Source organism: Aeromonas sp. CD (assembly GCF_033349375.1).
Classification (GTDB): domain Bacteria; phylum Pseudomonadota; class Gammaproteobacteria; order Enterobacterales; family Aeromonadaceae; genus Aeromonas; species Aeromonas hydrophila.
Genome location: NZ_CP137631.1, coordinates 3,770,467 through 3,786,504 on the forward strand (window position 1 = coordinate 3,770,467; position 16,038 = coordinate 3,786,504).

At 58.3% G+C, this 16,038-nt stretch carries 16 protein-coding genes and 2 tRNA genes; 4 read left to right on the forward strand and 14 right to left on the reverse strand.

Translation table 11 applies throughout. The features are described 5' to 3' along the window. Positions 1-5: 5 nt before the first annotated feature. The 11 genes from infB to rlmE all read right to left on the reverse strand — a co-directional run bounded on the left by infB (position 6) and on the right by rlmE (position 11,229). Positions 6-2,699 (reverse strand): translation initiation factor IF-2, encoded by a 2,694-nt coding sequence (infB, locus tag R2E40_RS17385; RefSeq protein WP_016351718.1) that lies wholly within the window; start codon positions 2,697-2,699, stop codon positions 6-8. Positions 2,700-2,719: 20 nt separating this feature from the next. Continuing rightward, positions 2,720-4,222: a transcription termination factor NusA gene (nusA, locus tag R2E40_RS17390; RefSeq protein WP_011707075.1), complete on the reverse strand. Its 1,503-nt coding sequence runs from the start codon at positions 4,220-4,222 to the stop codon at positions 2,720-2,722. A gap of 14 nt (positions 4,223-4,236) precedes the next feature. After that, positions 4,237-4,695 carry a ribosome maturation factor RimP gene (gene rimP, locus R2E40_RS17395; RefSeq protein ID WP_016351719.1) on the reverse strand — a complete coding sequence of 153 codons (459 nt, stop codon included), beginning with the start codon at positions 4,693-4,695 and terminating at the stop codon, positions 4,237-4,239. A gap of 167 nt (positions 4,696-4,862) precedes the next feature. Beyond that, positions 4,863-4,939: transfer RNA gene (locus R2E40_RS17400), tRNA-Met, on the reverse strand. Between the two features lie 92 nt (positions 4,940-5,031). Next, positions 5,032-5,116: transfer RNA gene (locus R2E40_RS17405), tRNA-Leu, on the reverse strand. A 7-nt stretch (positions 5,117-5,123) separates the two neighbouring features. Then, positions 5,124-5,450 carry a preprotein translocase subunit SecG gene (secG, locus tag R2E40_RS17410; protein ID WP_010633113.1) on the reverse strand — a complete coding sequence of 109 codons (327 nt, stop codon included), beginning with the start codon at positions 5,448-5,450 and terminating at the stop codon, positions 5,124-5,126. Beyond that, positions 5,451-6,215, reverse strand: coding sequence for a triose-phosphate isomerase (gene tpiA, locus R2E40_RS17415; RefSeq protein ID WP_106553195.1), 765 nt, complete (start codon positions 6,213-6,215; stop codon positions 5,451-5,453). A gap of 131 nt (positions 6,216-6,346) precedes the next feature. Next, the gene (gene glmM, locus R2E40_RS17420) at positions 6,347-7,681 is read right to left on the reverse strand and encodes a phosphoglucosamine mutase (protein WP_016351721.1); all 1,335 of its coding nucleotides are present in this window, start codon (positions 7,679-7,681) and stop codon (positions 6,347-6,349) included. Positions 7,682-7,696: 15 nt separating this feature from the next. Further along, positions 7,697-8,542, reverse strand: coding sequence for a dihydropteroate synthase (folP, locus tag R2E40_RS17425; protein WP_318164005.1), 846 nt, complete (start codon positions 8,540-8,542; stop codon positions 7,697-7,699). 62 nt (positions 8,543-8,604) lie between these two features. Next, positions 8,605-10,554 (reverse strand): ATP-dependent zinc metalloprotease FtsH, encoded by a 1,950-nt coding sequence (gene ftsH, locus R2E40_RS17430; protein WP_011707080.1) that lies wholly within the window; start codon positions 10,552-10,554, stop codon positions 8,605-8,607. 45 nt (positions 10,555-10,599) lie between these two features. Next, the gene (gene rlmE / locus R2E40_RS17435) at positions 10,600-11,229 is read right to left on the reverse strand and encodes a 23S rRNA (uridine(2552)-2'-O)-methyltransferase RlmE (RefSeq protein ID WP_011707081.1); all 630 of its coding nucleotides are present in this window, start codon (positions 11,227-11,229) and stop codon (positions 10,600-10,602) included. A gap of 97 nt (positions 11,230-11,326) precedes the next feature. Between rlmE and yhbY the strand changes: the two genes are divergently transcribed. Both yhbY and R2E40_RS17445 read left to right on the forward strand, forming a co-directional pair. Further along, positions 11,327-11,623 (forward strand): ribosome assembly RNA-binding protein YhbY, encoded by a 297-nt coding sequence (yhbY, locus tag R2E40_RS17440; protein ID WP_005298134.1) that lies wholly within the window; start codon positions 11,327-11,329, stop codon positions 11,621-11,623. 104 nt (positions 11,624-11,727) lie between these two features. Next, positions 11,728-12,321 carry a PilZ domain-containing protein gene (locus tag R2E40_RS17445; protein ID WP_318164006.1) on the forward strand — a complete coding sequence of 198 codons (594 nt, stop codon included), beginning with the start codon at positions 11,728-11,730 and terminating at the stop codon, positions 12,319-12,321. Between the two features lie 46 nt (positions 12,322-12,367). Here the strand turns inward: R2E40_RS17445 and greA are convergent, their stop codons facing one another. The 3 genes from greA to pomA all read right to left on the reverse strand — a co-directional run bounded on the left by greA (position 12,368) and on the right by pomA (position 14,665). Continuing rightward, positions 12,368-12,844, reverse strand: coding sequence for a transcription elongation factor GreA (gene greA / locus R2E40_RS17450; protein ID WP_011707083.1), 477 nt, complete (start codon positions 12,842-12,844; stop codon positions 12,368-12,370). A 154-nt stretch (positions 12,845-12,998) separates the two neighbouring features. Then, complete coding sequence (locus R2E40_RS17455; RefSeq protein WP_065479051.1) at positions 12,999-13,898, reverse strand: flagellar motor protein MotB; 900 nt, start codon at positions 13,896-13,898, stop codon at positions 12,999-13,001. Positions 13,899-13,906: 8 nt separating this feature from the next. Next, positions 13,907-14,665: a flagellar motor protein PomA gene (gene pomA / locus R2E40_RS17460; RefSeq protein WP_065479052.1), complete on the reverse strand. Its 759-nt coding sequence runs from the start codon at positions 14,663-14,665 to the stop codon at positions 13,907-13,909. Between the two features lie 220 nt (positions 14,666-14,885). Between pomA and xseB the strand changes: the two genes are divergently transcribed. Together xseB and ispA are read left to right on the forward strand one after the other, a co-directional pair. After that, the gene (gene xseB, locus R2E40_RS17465) at positions 14,886-15,137 is read left to right on the forward strand and encodes an exodeoxyribonuclease VII small subunit (RefSeq protein WP_016351725.1); all 252 of its coding nucleotides are present in this window, start codon (positions 14,886-14,888) and stop codon (positions 15,135-15,137) included. Continuing rightward, the gene (gene ispA, locus R2E40_RS17470; protein ID WP_049048209.1) at positions 15,138-16,028 is read left to right on the forward strand and encodes a (2E,6E)-farnesyl diphosphate synthase; all 891 of its coding nucleotides are present in this window, start codon (positions 15,138-15,140) and stop codon (positions 16,026-16,028) included. The last annotated feature ends 10 nt before the right edge of the window (positions 16,029-16,038 follow it).

Here is a 16,038-nt window from a genome sequence, read left to right on the forward strand (position 1 = left end):
CAGCCTTACAGAGTCCGTTGAATTTCAACGGTCTCGTAAACTTCGATCTGGTCGCCTTCGCGCACGTCGTTGTAGTTCTTGACCGCGATACCACACTCGTAGCCGTTCTTGACTTCGTTGACGTCATCCTTGAAGCGACGCAGGGATTCCAGCTCGCCTTCATAGATAACCACGTTGTCGCGCAGAACGCGAATGCGGTTGGAACGCTTGACCACACCTTCGGTGACCATACAGCCGGCCACGGCACCAAACTTCGGTGACTTGAACACGCTGCGCACTTCGGCCAGACCGATGATTTCCTGACGGTACTCGGGGGCCAGCATGCCGCTCATGGCCTGCTTCACTTCGTCGATCAGGTCATAGATGACGGAGTAGTAACGCAGATCCAGGCTCTCGGCCTCGATGACCTTGCGTGCAGAGGCATCGGCACGGACGTTGAAGCCCACCAGGATGGCGCTGGACGCGGCAGCCAGGGTAGCGTCGGTCTCGGTGATACCACCCACACCGGAACCCACGATCTTCACCTTCACTTCGTCGGTGGAGAGCTTGACCAGGGCATCGCAGATCGCTTCCACGGAACCCTGTACGTCGGCCTTGATCACCACGTTCACTTCGGACACTTCGCCCTCGGTCATGTTAGCGAACATGTTTTCCAGCTTGGCCTTCTGCTGGCGAGCCAGCTTGACTTCGCGGAACTTGCCTTGACGGTAGAGCGCCACTTCACGGGCTTTCTTCTCGTCACGCACGACAGTGGCTTCGTCACCGGCAGAGGGAACGCCGGACAGGCCGAGGATTTCCACCGGCAGGGACGGACCCGCTTCCTTGATCTCGCGACCCAGCTCGTCGCGCATGGCACGGACACGACCATATTCCAGGCCGCACAGCACGATGTCGCCCTGACGCAGGGTACCTTCTTGTACCAGCACGGTAGCAACCGGGCCACGACCCTTGTCCAGGAAGGACTCGATCACGACGCCGTTGGCCATGCCGTCAACCACCGCTTTCAGCTCCAGTACTTCGGACTGGATCAGGATGGCTTCCAGCAGGTCATCGATGCCCTGGCCGGATTTGGCGGAGACATGGACGAACTGGCAATCGCCACCCCAGTCTTCTGACATGACGTTGTAACGGGCCAGCTCGGTCTTGACGCGATCCGGATCCGCTTCCGGTTTGTCGATCTTGTTGACCGCCACTACCAAGGGCACTTCAGCGGCCTTGGCGTGCTGGATGGCTTCGATGGTTTGCGGCATCACGCCATCATCGGCAGCAACGACCAGCACCACGATATCGGTCGCCTTGGCACCACGAGCACGCATGGAGGTAAACGCCGCGTGACCCGGGGTATCCAGGAAGGTGATCATGCCACTGTCGGTTTCGACGTGGTAAGCACCGATATGCTGGGTAATACCACCGGCTTCGCCCGCGGCAACCTTGGCTTTACGGATGTAGTCCAGCAGCGAGGTCTTGCCGTGGTCGACGTGACCCATGATGGTCACGACCGGCGCGCGCGGCTTGGCTTCGGAGGTCTCGTCACGATCGGACAGTACCGCCTCTTCCAGCTCGTTCTCGCGACGCAGCACCACCTTGTGACCCATCTCCTCGGCGACCAGCTGAGCGGTCTCCTGGTCGATCACCTGGTTGATGGTGGCCATGGCACCCATCTTCATCATCACCTTGATGACTTCAACGCCCTTGACGGCCATCTTGTTGGCCAGGTCGGCCACAGTGATGGTCTCGCCGATCACCACGTCGCGGTTCACCGCGGCAGCCGGCTTGTTGAAGCCGTGCTTCATGGCGTTCGGAGTGGCAACCTTGCCACGCTTGCCCTTGCGAGCACGCGGGTTGCGCGCATCGCGATCGTCTTCACGACGACCGGCCTTTTTCGGGCCCTTGGCAGCAGCGGCAGTGCGGCGGCTGGTCTCTTCCTTACGATCCAACTCATCTTCAGCCGCCTGAGCGTGCTTGTTGGTGGTCAGATGGTAATCGCTGCTCTCTTTGGCGCGAGCGGCTTCTTCTTCAGCCCAGCGGGCTGCGTTCTGTTCCGCCATGACACGAGCCTCTTCGGCTTTCTTCGCGGCGAGTTCCTCAGCCTTGGTCAAGGCTGCTTGTTCTTGTTGGCGCTTCAGTTCTTCTGCTTCGCGCTTGGCCATCTTTTCTGCCTCTTGCTGAGCTGTGCTACCGGCTGCTTTGGCGGGCTGTTGAGCCTGTCGAGCCTTTTGTTGTGCCTCGATCCGCGCCTTTTCCTCAGCTTCACGACGAGCCTGCTCAGCCTCACGGCGAGCCTTCTCTTCAGCGTCGAGACGGGCCTTCTCTTCGGCCTCGCGACGAGCTTTTTCTTCTGCTTCCAAACGCGCTGTTTCCTCGGCTTCCGCCTGGCGCTGTTCATCTTCCAGCGCCGAACGTCTTACATAGGTGCGAGACTTGCGCACTTCTACCTGCACTTCCTTGTTCTTGCCGCCAGTCCCCTGAACACTGATGGTGCTCTTGGTCTTGCGCTGCAAGGTCATGCGGGCAGGTGCGGCGACCTCGTCACCTCCATGCTGTTTCTTCAGATGGGCCAGCAGTGTCTGTTTCTCAGACTCGCTGACCATGTCGTCGGCCTTGCTCTTGCTGATACCGGCATCGACAAACTGCTGGAGAAGACGATCAACCGGTGTGTCGATGTCAGTGGCAAGTTGTTTGACTGATACTTCTGCCATTCATTTTCCTCCGTTTGATCTTACTCAGACTGCTCTTCTCCGAACCAACAGATATTACGAGCAGCCATAATCAGCTCACCGGCTTTCTCTGCCGTCAGCCCTTCAATATCAGCAAGGTCATCGATGCCTTGCTCTGCCAAATCTTCCAGGGTACCGATGCCGCGAGCGGCCAGTGCGTACGCCATTTCACGGCCAAGGCCGTTCAGATTGAGCAGTTCTTCGGAAGGCTCTACACCTTCAAAGGATTCTTCTTTGGCCAAAGCCTTGGTGGTCAGAGCATCTTTGGCGCGTTTGCGCAGCTCTTCCACCATGTCTTCGTCCAGGCCATCGATGGCCAGCAGCTCGTTGACCGGCACGAAGGCGATCTCTTCCAGAGTGGAGAAACCCTCTTCCATCAACAGGCTGGCGAAATCGTCATCGATGTCCAGAGTGCTGGTGAACAGCGTCAGGATGCGGTCGTTCTCGGCCTGGTGCTTGGCACGCATGTCCTCGACGGTCATCACGTTCAGCTCCCAACCGGTCAGCTGGGAAGCCAGACGCACGTTCTGACCGTTGCGACCGATGGCCTGGGCCAGGTTGGCGGCTTCCACGGCGATGTCCATGGTGTGGTTGTCTTCATCAACGATGATGGAGGCCACATCGGCAGGCGCCATAGCATTGATCACGTACTGGGCCGGGTTGTCATCGTACAGCACGATGTCGGCGCGCTCGCCGCTCAGCTCGGCGGAGACCGCCTGAACGCGTGCACCACGCATGCCGATACAGGCACCGATCGGGTCGATACGACGATCGTTGGTCTTCACCGCGATCTTGGCGCGGGAACCCGGATCACGGGCTGCGCCCATGATTTCGATCATCTCTTCACCGATTTCCGGTACTTCGATGCGGAACAGCTCTTTCAGGAAGTCCGGGCTGGAACGGCTGACGAACAGCTGGGAACCACGGGCTTCCGGACGCACGGCGTAGAGCAGACCACGGATGCGGTCACCCGGGCGGAAGGTCTCGCGCGGCAGCATGTCGTCGCGGAAGATCACGGCTTCGGCGTTGCTGCCCAGATCCAGGATCACGTTGTCGCGGTTGCTCTTCTTGACCACGCCGCTGATGATGGTGCCTTCCTTGTCCTTGAACTGGTCAACGACCTGGGAACGCTCGGCTTCGCGCACTTTCTGCACGATGACCTGCTTGGCAGTCTGGGTGGTGATGCGGTCGAAGGTGACAGAGTCGATCTGATCTTCAACGTATTCACCGATCTGGATTTCTGGCTGCTCGATCTGGGCAGCTTCCAGGGTAATCTCGGCGTAGGGGTTTTCCATCGCAGCTTGATCTGCAATGACCACCCAGCGGCGATAAGTGTCGTAGTCACCGGTCTTGCGATCGATCTCGACCCGAACTTCAATCTCGCCTTCGTATTTTTTCTTGGTCGCTGTCGCCAACGCGGTTTCCAGAGCCTGGAAAATCTTCTCGCGGGGTACCGCCTTCTCGTTGGAAACTGCGTCAACGACCAGCAAAATCTCTTTATTCATATCCGATAGCCTCGTTAACCAAAGTTCGGCACTATGTTCGCTTTTTGGATATTGGTGAAAGCCAACACTTCGTCCTTACCATCTACCGTCAGGGTGATCATGTCGCCCTGCACGGCTTTGATTACGCCTTTGAACTTGCGGCGGTTGTTTGTTGCCATCCGAAGCGTTACCGCCGCCTCTTGGCCAACGTATTTTTCGAACTGGGCAACCTTGAACAGGGGACGATCCAGACCCGGGGAAGACACCTCGAGGTAATACTCCTCGGTGATGGGATCTTCGACATCCATGATGGCGCCAACCTGATGGCTGACCTCAGCACAGTTCTCGACGCTCACGCCATGCTCGCCGTCGATATAGACGCGCAAGGTGGAGTGTTTACCCGCACGGATAAACTCAATACCCCACAGTTCAAAGCCCAAGGCAACGACAGGAGCCTCGAGCAGATCGGTCAAACGTTGTTCCAACGTAGCCAAAGTCACCCTCCGAAAAAACAAAAAAAGGGCATAAAGCCCAGATAGAAATTGGTTCAGAGTAAATTGCACATAACAAAAAGCCCCGATGTCAAATCGGGGCTTGGCGCTTTACCCTGATTGTCGCCTCGCAGCGACCGCCTTCCTGAGCGTAGGAAATGCGTGAAATTTGGTTGCGGGGGCCGGATTTGAACCGACGACCTTCGGGTTATGAGCCCGACGAGCTACCATGCTGCTCCACCCCGCGTCCGAAATCGTGCGAGATTATAGCCACTTCACCCTCGTCACACAAGACTGACTGGCTATAATACACCCGGTTACCCGGGCTCACTGCTTAATTGGTGCCGTGGGCGGGACTCGAACCCGCACACCCTAGAGCACTACCCCCTCAAGATAGCGTGTCTACCAATTCCACCACCACGGCAAAACTCTTACTCGGGAACGTCAGTGTCTTTCTTGACTGGCGCTTTGCTCTGCTCAACCTGTTGGGTTTGTTGCAGATTTTCCCATTCACTACCCTGTTTGACCTTGTTGCTGGACATAGAGCCAAGCACCAAGCTAATCAAGAAGAACAGAGTAGCCAAAATCGCTGTTGTGCGGGTCAGGAAGCTGCCTGAACCACCGGAGCCGAATACGGTATTCGATGCCCCTGCGCCGAAGGAGGCGCCCATGTCAGCCCCTTTACCTTGCTGAATCATCACCAGACCAATCAGAGCCAGTGACACCAGCAGATAAACGACCAAAAGAATCTCGTACATTTAACTTGCACCCTTTGCCGCTTCAACAATTCCTAAAAACGTCTGGTCATCGAGACTTGCTCCACCAATCAGGCCGCCGTCAACGTCGGGCTGGGCAAACAACTCTCTCGCATTGGCCGGCGTCACGCTCCCACCATAGATGATTCTGACTTTCTCACCTATGACCGGAGTATCCTCCGCCAAGCGACCACGTATAAAGGAATGAACCTCTTGTGCCTGCTCGGGTGTGGCGCATTTACCTGTACCTACAGCCCAAATCGGCTCGTAGGCGATGATAGCATTATCGAAAGCCATCGCGCCATTTTTCTCTATGACGATGTCCAGCTCTTCGGCGATCACCTCGAAGGTTCTTCTCGCCTGCCTTGCCGCCCCTGATTCACCCAAACAGAGAATGGGGATCAGACCTGCCGCTCTGGCTGCCGCAAACTTCTCTGCGACGATAAAACTGGTCTCACCAAAGAGACGCCTACGCTCGGAGTGCCCTACCAGTACGTATCGACACCCTGCCTCGACCAGCATCTGACACGAGATTTCCCCCGTGTAAGCGCCCTGTCTGTGCTGGCTCACATTCTGAGCCCCCAACTTCATTGTCCGCTGCTCACCGAGCAATGCGGCCGTAAAGTCGAGATGCACATGGGATGGACACAAGACCACGTCTACTCGTTCATCAATGCCCTTCAGACATTGACCGGTAAACTGCTCTAACTGCGACCTACTACCGTGTAACTTCCAGTTGGCGGCTACAAACGGCTTGCGATGTCCCATCGGCAACTCCCTTGCGAAAGCGGGGCTGATAATATCCAGAGGATTGTCAGCTGACAAGCGCTATTTTCAAATTTTCGAATCGTTTGAACAAGATACAACCAGGGCGGCTTAAAAGCCGCCCTTTTTGTTCATTAAAACGCCGATTCGACCTGTTGTGCGATGCGTTGGGCCATATCACGCACCTGCTGTTCATGTTCCCCTTCCACCATCACGCGGATCAGAGGTTCGGTGCCAGATTTGCGCAGCAGCACACGACCACGACCAGCCAGCTCCTGTTCCACCTTGGCCACTTCCTGCTGCACGGCGTCGGCCGCCAGCGGGTCCTTGCCTTCGGCAAAGCGCACATTGACCAGCACCTGCGGGAACTTGTTCATGCCGGAGCGCAGCTTGGCCAGCGGCATCTCGGCGGTACAGATGGCTGTCAGTACCTGCAGGGCGGCGACGATGCCATCCCCGGTAGTGGTCTGATCCAGGCAGATGATGTGACCGGAATTCTCGCCACCGATGCGCCAGCCCTTCTCGTTCATCATCTCCAGCACGTAGCGATCGCCCACCTTGGCGCGAGCGAACGGGATGCCGAGGGTCTGCAGCGCCAGTTCCAGACCCATGTTGGCCATCAGGGTGCCCACCACGCCTCCCTTGAGGCGACCATTGCGCAGTGCATCGCGGGCAATGATGTAGAGGATTTCATCGCCGTCGATGATATAGCCGGTGTTGTCCACCATCACCAGACGGTCGCCATCACCATCGAAGGCCACCCCCAGATCCGCCTTGCACTCCAGCACCTTGGCCGCCAGGGCTTCGGGCGCGGTCGAACCGACACCGTCGTTGATGTTGAGACCATCCGGGCTGCAGCCGATGGCGATCACTTCTGCCCCCAGCTCGCGGAACACGGAGGGCGCAATGTGGTAGGTCGCACCATGACCACAGTCAACCACCATCTTCAGCCCTTCCAGGCTCAGATTGGAGGGGAAAGTGCTCTTGCAGAATTCGATGTAACGACCGGCGGCATCGTCGATGCGCAGTGCCTTGCCCAGCTCGGCGGACTCCACACACTTCAGCTCGTGGTCCAGCTCGGCTTCGATAGCCATCTCGACTTCGTCAGGCAGCTTGGTACCGTCGGCGGAGAAGAACTTGATGCCGTTGTCGTAATAGGGGTTGTGGGAAGCGCTGATGACGATGCCGGCTTCTGCTCGGAAGGTGCGGGTCAGGTAGGCGACGGCCGGGGTGGGCATGGGGCCCATCAAAATGGCCTTGAGACCCGCGGCGGACAGGCCCGCCTCCAGTGCGGACTCCAGCATGTAGCCGGAGATGCGGGTATCCTTGCCGATCAGCACCTTGCGAGTACCCTTCTTGGAGAGCACCTTGCCCGCTGCCCAGCCCAGTTTCATCACGAAATCCGGGGTGATTGGGTATTCACCCACCTTGCCGCGTACACCGTCGGTGCCAAAATACTTTCTTGCCATTGTCTGTTCTCGTTTTTATTTGGATATGAAATCTTGTCCCGTCATGACCATCCAGCCAGTACGCAAGGCATCCATGGTCGCTCGCACATCGTGCACCCGAATGATCCGGGCACCGCGCTGCATCCCGATGAGCGCACAGGCCAGACTGCCGGCCAGCCGTTCATCAACTGAACGGCCGAGCAGGTTGCCTATCATAGACTTTCGCGACATACCGACCAAGAGCGGAAGCTGGTAATCGAGCAACTTCTCCTGCTGCGCAAGCAGCTGATAGTTGTGCGCGAGCGTCTTGCCAAAACCGTAACCGGGGTCCAGCAACAACTGCTCCCTCCGTATTCCCGCTGCCAGGCAGGCGGCGATCCGCTCGTCGAAGAAAGCCCTCACCTCCCCCAGCAGATCGTCATAATGCGGCTCTGCCTGCATGGTTCTGGGCTGTCCCTGCATGTGCATCAGGCACACCGGAACGTTGGCAACGGCGGCCGCGGCCAGGGCCCCCGGCTCGAGCAGGGCTCGTACGTCGTTGATAAGATGGGCACCCGCCGCGCAGCCTTCCCGCATTACCGCCGCCTTGGAGGTATCCAGGGAGATCATCACCTCCAGCTCGGCGACCATGCGCTCCACCACAGGAATGACTCTGTCCAGCTCCTCCTGCTCGCTCACATCGGGCGCTCCGGGACGGGTCGACTCGCCACCGATGTCGATGAGGGTCGCCCCCTCCGCCACCATCTGGCGCGCATGGGTCATCGCCCGCTCCAGCTGATTGAAATGACCGCCGTCGGAGAAGGAGTCCGGTGTCACATTGAGGATCCCCATGACGTGGGGACGTTCGAGGGAGAGGCTGAGCCCCTTGCTGGTTAGCTGCATCGTTACTTCCGTTGACATAAAGAAAAACCCCGGGGCCAGCCCGGGGTTTGTATCATCACGATTTATTTGGCCGGCAGATCGTTGGCCTTGTCGATATCCACATCAGCCACCTGCTCGGTCTCGGCTACCGCCGGCTTGGCCTCTGCTGCAACCGTGGCACCGCCTTGCGGGGTATCACCGTGCTCATCATGCCAGTTGCTGGGGGCACGCACTTCGCGGCGAGCCATCAGATCATCGATCTGCTTGGCATCGATGGTCTCGTACTTCATCAACGCATCTTTCATGCTGTGCAGCACGTCCATGTTGTCCAGCAGGATCTGCTTGGAGCGGGCGTAGTTGCGATCGATGACCTGCTTGACCTCGGCGTCGATGACGCGCGCAGTATCATCGGACATGTGCTTGGCCTTGGCCATGCTGCGACCGAGGAACACCTCGCCATCTTCTTCCGCGTAGAGCATGGGGCCGAGACGCTCGGACATGCCCCACTGAGTCACCATCTTGCGGGCGATGTCGGTGGCGCGCTCGATGTCGTTGGACGCACCGGTCGATACCTTCTCGGCACCGTAGATCAACTCTTCCGCCAGACGACCGCCATACAGGCTGGAGATCATGGACTCCAGATGCTGCTTGGAGTGGCTCCAGCGATCCTGCTCTGGCAGATACATGGTCACACCCAGCGCACGACCGCGCGGAATGATGGAGACCTTGTAGACGGGATCATGATCCGGCACCAGACGACCAATGATGGCGTGACCGGCTTCGTGATAGGCCGTCATCTCCTTCTCGGACTCTTTCATCACCATGGAGCGACGTTCCGCGCCCATCATGATCTTGTCCTTGGCCTTTTCAAACTCGGCCATGGAAACCACACGACGGCTCTCGCGGGCCGAGAACAGGGCCGCTTCGTTGACCAGGTTGGCCAGGTCAGCACCGGAGAAACCGGGGGTGCCGCGGGCAATCAGCGCCGGATTGACATCATCCGCCAACGGCACCTTGCGCATGTGCACTTTCAGGATCTGTTCGCGACCACGGACATCCGGCAGACCGACCACGACCTGGCGGTCGAAACGACCCGGACGCAGCAAGGCCGGGTCCAGTACGTCAGGACGGTTGGTGGCGGCGATGACAATGATGCCTTCATTGCCTTCAAAGCCATCCATTTCGACCAGCATCTGGTTCAGGGTCTGCTCACGCTCGTCATGACCACCGCCCAGACCGGCGCCACGCTGGCGACCGACCGCATCGATCTCGTCAATGAAGATGATGCAGGGAGAAGACTTCTTGGCCTGCTCGAACATGTCGCGCACCCGGGAGGCACCGACACCCACGAACATCTCGACGAAATCTGAACCCGAAATGGTAAAGAAGGGCACCTTGGCCTCGCCCGCAATGGCCTTGGCCAGCAGGGTCTTACCGGTACCGGGAGGACCGACCAGCAGTACGCCGGTCGGGATCTTGCCACCCAGTTTCTGGAACTTGCTCGGATCGCGCAGATAGTCGACCAGCTCCTTCACCTCTTCCTTGGCCTCGTCACAGCCAGCCACGTCGGCAAAAGTGGTCTTGATCTGATCTTCACTCATCAGGCGAGCCTTGCTCTTGCCGAACGACATGGCACCCTTGCCACCACCGCCCTGCATTTGACGCATGAAGAAGACCCAGACACCGATCAGCAGCAACATCGGAAACCAGGAAATGAAGATGGACGTCAGCAGAGACGGCTCTTCCGGCTTCTCGCCCATCACTTTGACATTGTGATTGAGCATGTCGTTGAGCAGCTGGGGATCCGGCGCCGGGATGATGGTGGTGAAGCGTTCACCGGTGCGCTTGACGCCATTAATGACCTTGCCATCCATCCGCACTTCACGGATCTGCTCTTGGGTCACTTCTTTAACGAAGCTGGAATAGTCCAGCTGGCGACTGGTGGTATCGCTGGGGCTGAAGCTATTGAACACCGACATCAACACGACGGCGATGACCAGCCACAGGATTAGGTTTTTCGCCATGTCACTCAAATCAGTAACCTCGCAGACTGACAGTTAACGATGAAGGTTAGGGTACTACAGTTTAAAACCGGTAGCCACAATGTAGACTTCTCGTGAACGGGCACGAGACGAGTCTGGTTTACGAATCTTGACGGCAGTGAAAAGTTTACGGATTTCATTGAGATAGATATCAAACCCCTCCCCCTGGAACACCTTGACCACGAAGCTGCCGTTGGCCCGCAGGACCTGATTGCACATGTCCAGCGCCAGTTCGACCAGATACATGGAACGGGCCTGATCCACCTGCTGGGTACCGCTCATGTTGGGCGCCATGTCGGACATGACGACGTCAACCTTGTCCGGACCTACCCGTTCAAGCAGAGCGCCCAGCACAGTTTCCTCCCGAAAGTCGCCCTGAAGGAAATCGACACCGGCGATGGAATCCATCGGCAGAATATCGCAGGCGATCACTCGACCCTTGTCACCGACCTGGTCGATGGCAAACTGGGACCAGCCACCGGGGGCCGCCCCCAGATCCACCACCGTCATGCCCGGCTTGAGCAGTTTGTCCTTGCCCTGGATCTCGTCGATCTTGAACACGGCACGGGATCTCAGTCCCAACTTCTGGGCTTTTTTGACGTATTGATCGTCAAAATGCTCTTTTAACCAGCGGGTTGAACTGGGGGAATGTTTTTTCTGGGTCATGATCGTCGACTTTAAAAAACCACAAGGGTTATTAGTATTAAGGGCTAAGTGGGGGTAGAATACGCCCCTTTCAACCCTGACTTATGAAGAAATTGCCATGATTCTCAACAATAAACAGAAACAGTACCTCAAGGGCCTTGCCCACAGTCTGAAGCCGGTCGTCCTGCTGGGACAACACGGTCTGACCGAAGGTGTGCTGGCCGAGATCGATCTGGCGCTCAACCACCACGAGCTGATCAAGGTTAAGGTTGCGTCTGAAGATCGTGAGATGAAACAGCTGGTTATGGATGCCATCGTCCGTGAAACCGGCGCGGTGAAAGTACAGAGCATCGGCCACGTGCTGACCATCTATCGTCAGGCCAACGAGCCGAAAATCCAACTGCCCCGCAAGTAACAGGAAAGAGCATCGCTCTTTCCTTCATTTCCCTTCTTCCCAAGTCGCTTGCCAAAGTAGTCGCCAGGCCCTTAACCTGCGATGAATACTCGTGGATACCCGCTATGGATCACCATCAGATTCTCACCGAAGATGAACTGGCCATGCTACGGGACTTGGGAAGCGATCAGGAGACGGCCGCCGGTCAATCCCTGAGCGGTTATCTCGCCACTCCCCTGCTAGGCCTGCTGCAACGCGCCGACCAGCTGGTGCTGGAAGCCCGTTTTGCCGGGCATCAGCTCCGTTTTCCGCTGCGCTTCACTCAAGGGGATGATGGCTTCGTCGAGCCACGCATCACCGCCCCCGTCATCAAGGAGCTGGGTTATCCCCATCCACGCACCTGGCGGCTGGACGAGCAGGCCAGCTTCAGGATGGGTGAGCACGAGTATCTGGTGCACAGCCTGTCGCTCGATGGTCTGGTCGTCGAGGGCCTGCCGCCCGGGCTGGCCGTCGGCGCCACCTTGACAGGCAGCCTGCTCATTGAGGATCTCGCCCCCCTGCCGCTCAGCGCAGAGCTGGTAAGGCACATTCATCGTCGCAACGGCATTCAGGGCTGGGCACTGCATTTCCAGATGGCCAAACCGGACCTTGAACTGCTGCGCAACTGGATGTTCCAGCGTCATCAGGACGCCTTCACCCAGGCTTACCAGCCCCGCTAAATACAAACAGGGGAGCCGGGCTCCCCTGTTCTGGCATCAACCTACCTCAGAGGTAGGCAACTTCCAGGATCTCGTACTCCACATCGCCTGCCGGCGTCTTGACGATGGCCACATCGTCCACTTCCTTGCCGATCAGAGCACGGGCAATGGGGGAATTCACGGAGATCATGTTCTGTTTGATGTCCGCCTCGTCGTCGCCCACGATACGGTAGACCACCTCTTCTTCCGTCTCGCTCTTGAGCAGAGTCACGGTTGCCCCGAAGATGACGCGACCATTGTTGGTCATCTTGGTGATGTCGATCACCTGGGCGTTGGAGAGCTTGCTCTCGATTTCCTGGATACGGCCTTCACAGAAGCCTTGCTGCTCGCGGGCAGCATGGTATTCGGCGTTTTCTTTCAGATCACCATGTTCACGGGCATCTGCAATCGCTTCGATAATCTGCGGACGCAGCTCGGTCTTGAGATATTCGAGCTCTTCACGCAGCTTTTCAGCGCCGCGAACAGTCATCGGAGTATGATTCATAGTCGAAACCTGGGTTGCTTGAAAAGAGAAGCTGCGGCTATCAGAGAGAGCCGCAGCTGTCGGTTCGGATGAGGCATCTTAATATGAAGCCGGCACAAAATCCATGTCAGTCCCTGCGAGCGGGATCGCGCTTTCTCATCAGAATTTGCCGGAACTATTTCTGCTCCTGTGCGCTGATCGGGGCTGACACCGTCGGTTTGCCCTGCATGATGGAGATTTCCACCCGCCGGTTCATGCGCCGGTTTTCCGGGCTGGTGTTGGGCACCAGCGGCTGGGAATCAGCCATGCCCTGTACCACCAGCCGGCCACCATCGAAGCCCGGCACCTTGATCATCTGGTGGGCTACCGCCACCGCCCGCTGGGAGGAGAGCTCCCAGTTGGACTGGAACAGCTCATCCTCAGTGGCGGCATCATCGGTGTGGCCCGAGACGGTGATCTCGCCGGGCACATCCTTGAGCAGAGCCGCCACCTTGCGCACCACCGGCCAGAACTGGGGCTGCAGGAAGGCGGAACCCGCCGGGAAGGCCGCTTTTTCCCGGATCCGGATAATGATCTGCTGGCCCAGCGCCTCCACTTCGATGGCACCATCCTGGATCTGCGCCTTCATCTGATCCGCCAACGCCTTGGCCAGCGCGTTGGACTGCTCCTGCTGCTGTTGTTTCTGCGCTTCCTGCTGGGTGTCGCCCCCCACCAGCTTCTCTTCGCTCTTGTCATGACCGCCGGCCTGATCGGCATCGCCGGGCTGGAAATCCAGCTCGGTCTGGGTCATGTCCATGGTCTGCTGCATGATGGTATCGATGGGGGTGGGCTCCGGGCGACCCGGCCTGAATTCCTGAGCGATGACGGAGGTTCCCTTAGGGATGTCCTTCACCTCGAGAATGTTCTGCACCCCGAACGCCTTCTCCATGGAGCCGGCAATCTGCTTGAACTTCTGCACGTCCATCTCGGCAAACGAGAGCAGCAGCACGAAGAAGCACATCAACAGCGACATCAGGTCAGCGAAGGTTCCCATATAGCCGGGCAACCCGGGTGGCGGACACTTGCAATCAGACATAAGAACCCCTACTCGCTGCCATTGTTACGTTTGGACTGGTTCAGGTAGTTCTGCAGCATGGACTGGATCACCCGCGGGTTCTGGCCATCCTGAATGCCCATGATGGCGTCCAGCACCAGACAGCGACTCAGCCTCTCCTCACCGCTGCGCAGCTCCAGCTTGTCGGCGATGGGGATGGCGATCATGTTGGCCTCGATCGCCCCGTACAGGGTGGTGAGCAAGGCCACCGCCATGGCCGGGCCGATGGATTTGGGGTCGCTCATGTTGGCCAGCATGGCCACCAGCCCCACCAGGGTACCGATCATCCCCATGGCGGGGCCAAGATCCCCCAGGGAGCGGAACACCTTGATGGCGATGACGTGGCGCTCCGAGGTCAGCTCGATGTCCTTCTCCATCACGGCACGGATGACGTCGGCATCATGGCCGTCCACCAGCATGTCGATGCCCTTCTTCATGAAGGCATTGGGCACCTCGGCCGCCTCCAGGGCCAGGAAGCCCCCCTTGCGGGCCGCGTCCGCCAGCTCGACCGCCTTGACGATCAGGTCGTCTAGCTTGTCCCCCTTGTAGATGAACGCCTTGCCGGCCACCTTGAACGCCATCAGAAACTGGCCGAGGTTGAACTTCATCATGGCGATGAAGATGGACCCGAGAATAGTGATATAGACCGAGGGCATATCCACATACATGCTCATGGGGCCCCCCAGCAGCATGCCGTACACCACCACCCCAAATCCCAGCACTATGCCAATCAGACTACCTAGATCCACATCCCTACTCCTGTCAGCTGAAATTTGTTGTATCTGCAGTTTGTTGAATTTTCTGCTATTGGCTCATCAGCGGCAAGGGTTGCCACAATTTTCCCCGTTCAGAAGATGGCTTATTATCGGCCACTTTTCCGAGAGTTTAAGCCGACGGCATTTTTCTGCCTCCCCCCTGCCCGTCGTCGATGTTAAGATAAGCCGTTTTTTTCAATCCCCGAGGATGGACATGGCCAGTAAAAAAATCGACCGCCTGAGTTTTGATGCCACTCTGGAAGAGCTGGAAACCATAGTTCATCAACTGGAACAGGGCTCCCTGCCGCTGGAAGAGGCCCTCAAGCAGTTTGAGCAGGGCATTCATCTGGTGCGGGCCGGTCAGCAGAAGCTGGAGCAGGCCGAGCAGAAGATCCAGATCCTGCTGACTCAGGCCGATGGCAGCGAGCAAGCCGTCCCCTTCCAGCCAGAGCAAGGAGAGGAGTGAGTGACGCTGGACGATTTTTCCCGCCTGCACCGGCAACGTATTGACGACTGTCTGTCTGCACAACTTGAATCCTTGCCCGCCATGGCCCCCCGCCTGCGCGATGCCATGCGCTACGGCCTGCTGCTGGGCGGCAAACGGGTGCGCCCCTTCCTGGTCTACGCCGTCGGCGAGATGCTGGGCGTAAAGAACGAACTGCTGGATGGCCCGGCCGCCGCGGTAGAGTGCATTCACGCCTACTCCCTGCTGCACGACGACCTGCCCGCCATGGACAACGACGATCTGCGTCGCGGTCAGCCGACGGTGCACAAGGCCTTCGATGAAGGCACCGCCATTTTGGCCGGCGACGCCCTGCAGACCCTGGCCTTCACCATTCTGGCCGATCACCCGATGCCGGACGCGCTGCTGGCCAACCGGGTACGGATGCTGAGCCGGCTGGCCCGCGCCTCGGGTTATCTCGGCATGTGCGGTGGCCAGGCGCTGGATCTGCAGGCGGAAGGTCGCCAGATCTCCCTCGCCGAACTGGAACAGGTACACCGTCACAAGACCGGGGCCCTCATCGAGTGCGCCGTGGCGCTTGGCGCCCTGTGCAAGGCCGACGTGGATGACGCCACCCTGAGCGCGCTGCAAACCTATGCCGCCGCCATCGGTCTCGCCTTTCAGGTGCAGGATGACATCCTCGACATCACGGGCGATACCGCCACCCTCGGCAAGCGGCAAGGTTCCGATCTGGCGCTGGAAAAGAGTACCTATCCGGCGCTGCTGGGGCTCGACAATGCCCGTGAGCTGGCTCGCGAACTGCATGGTAAAGCCTTAACAGCCTTGCAATCTTTGCCCTACAATACCGACATTCTGGAAGCGTTTGCCGATTACATCATCGAGCGAACCCACTAAACGCTGGATA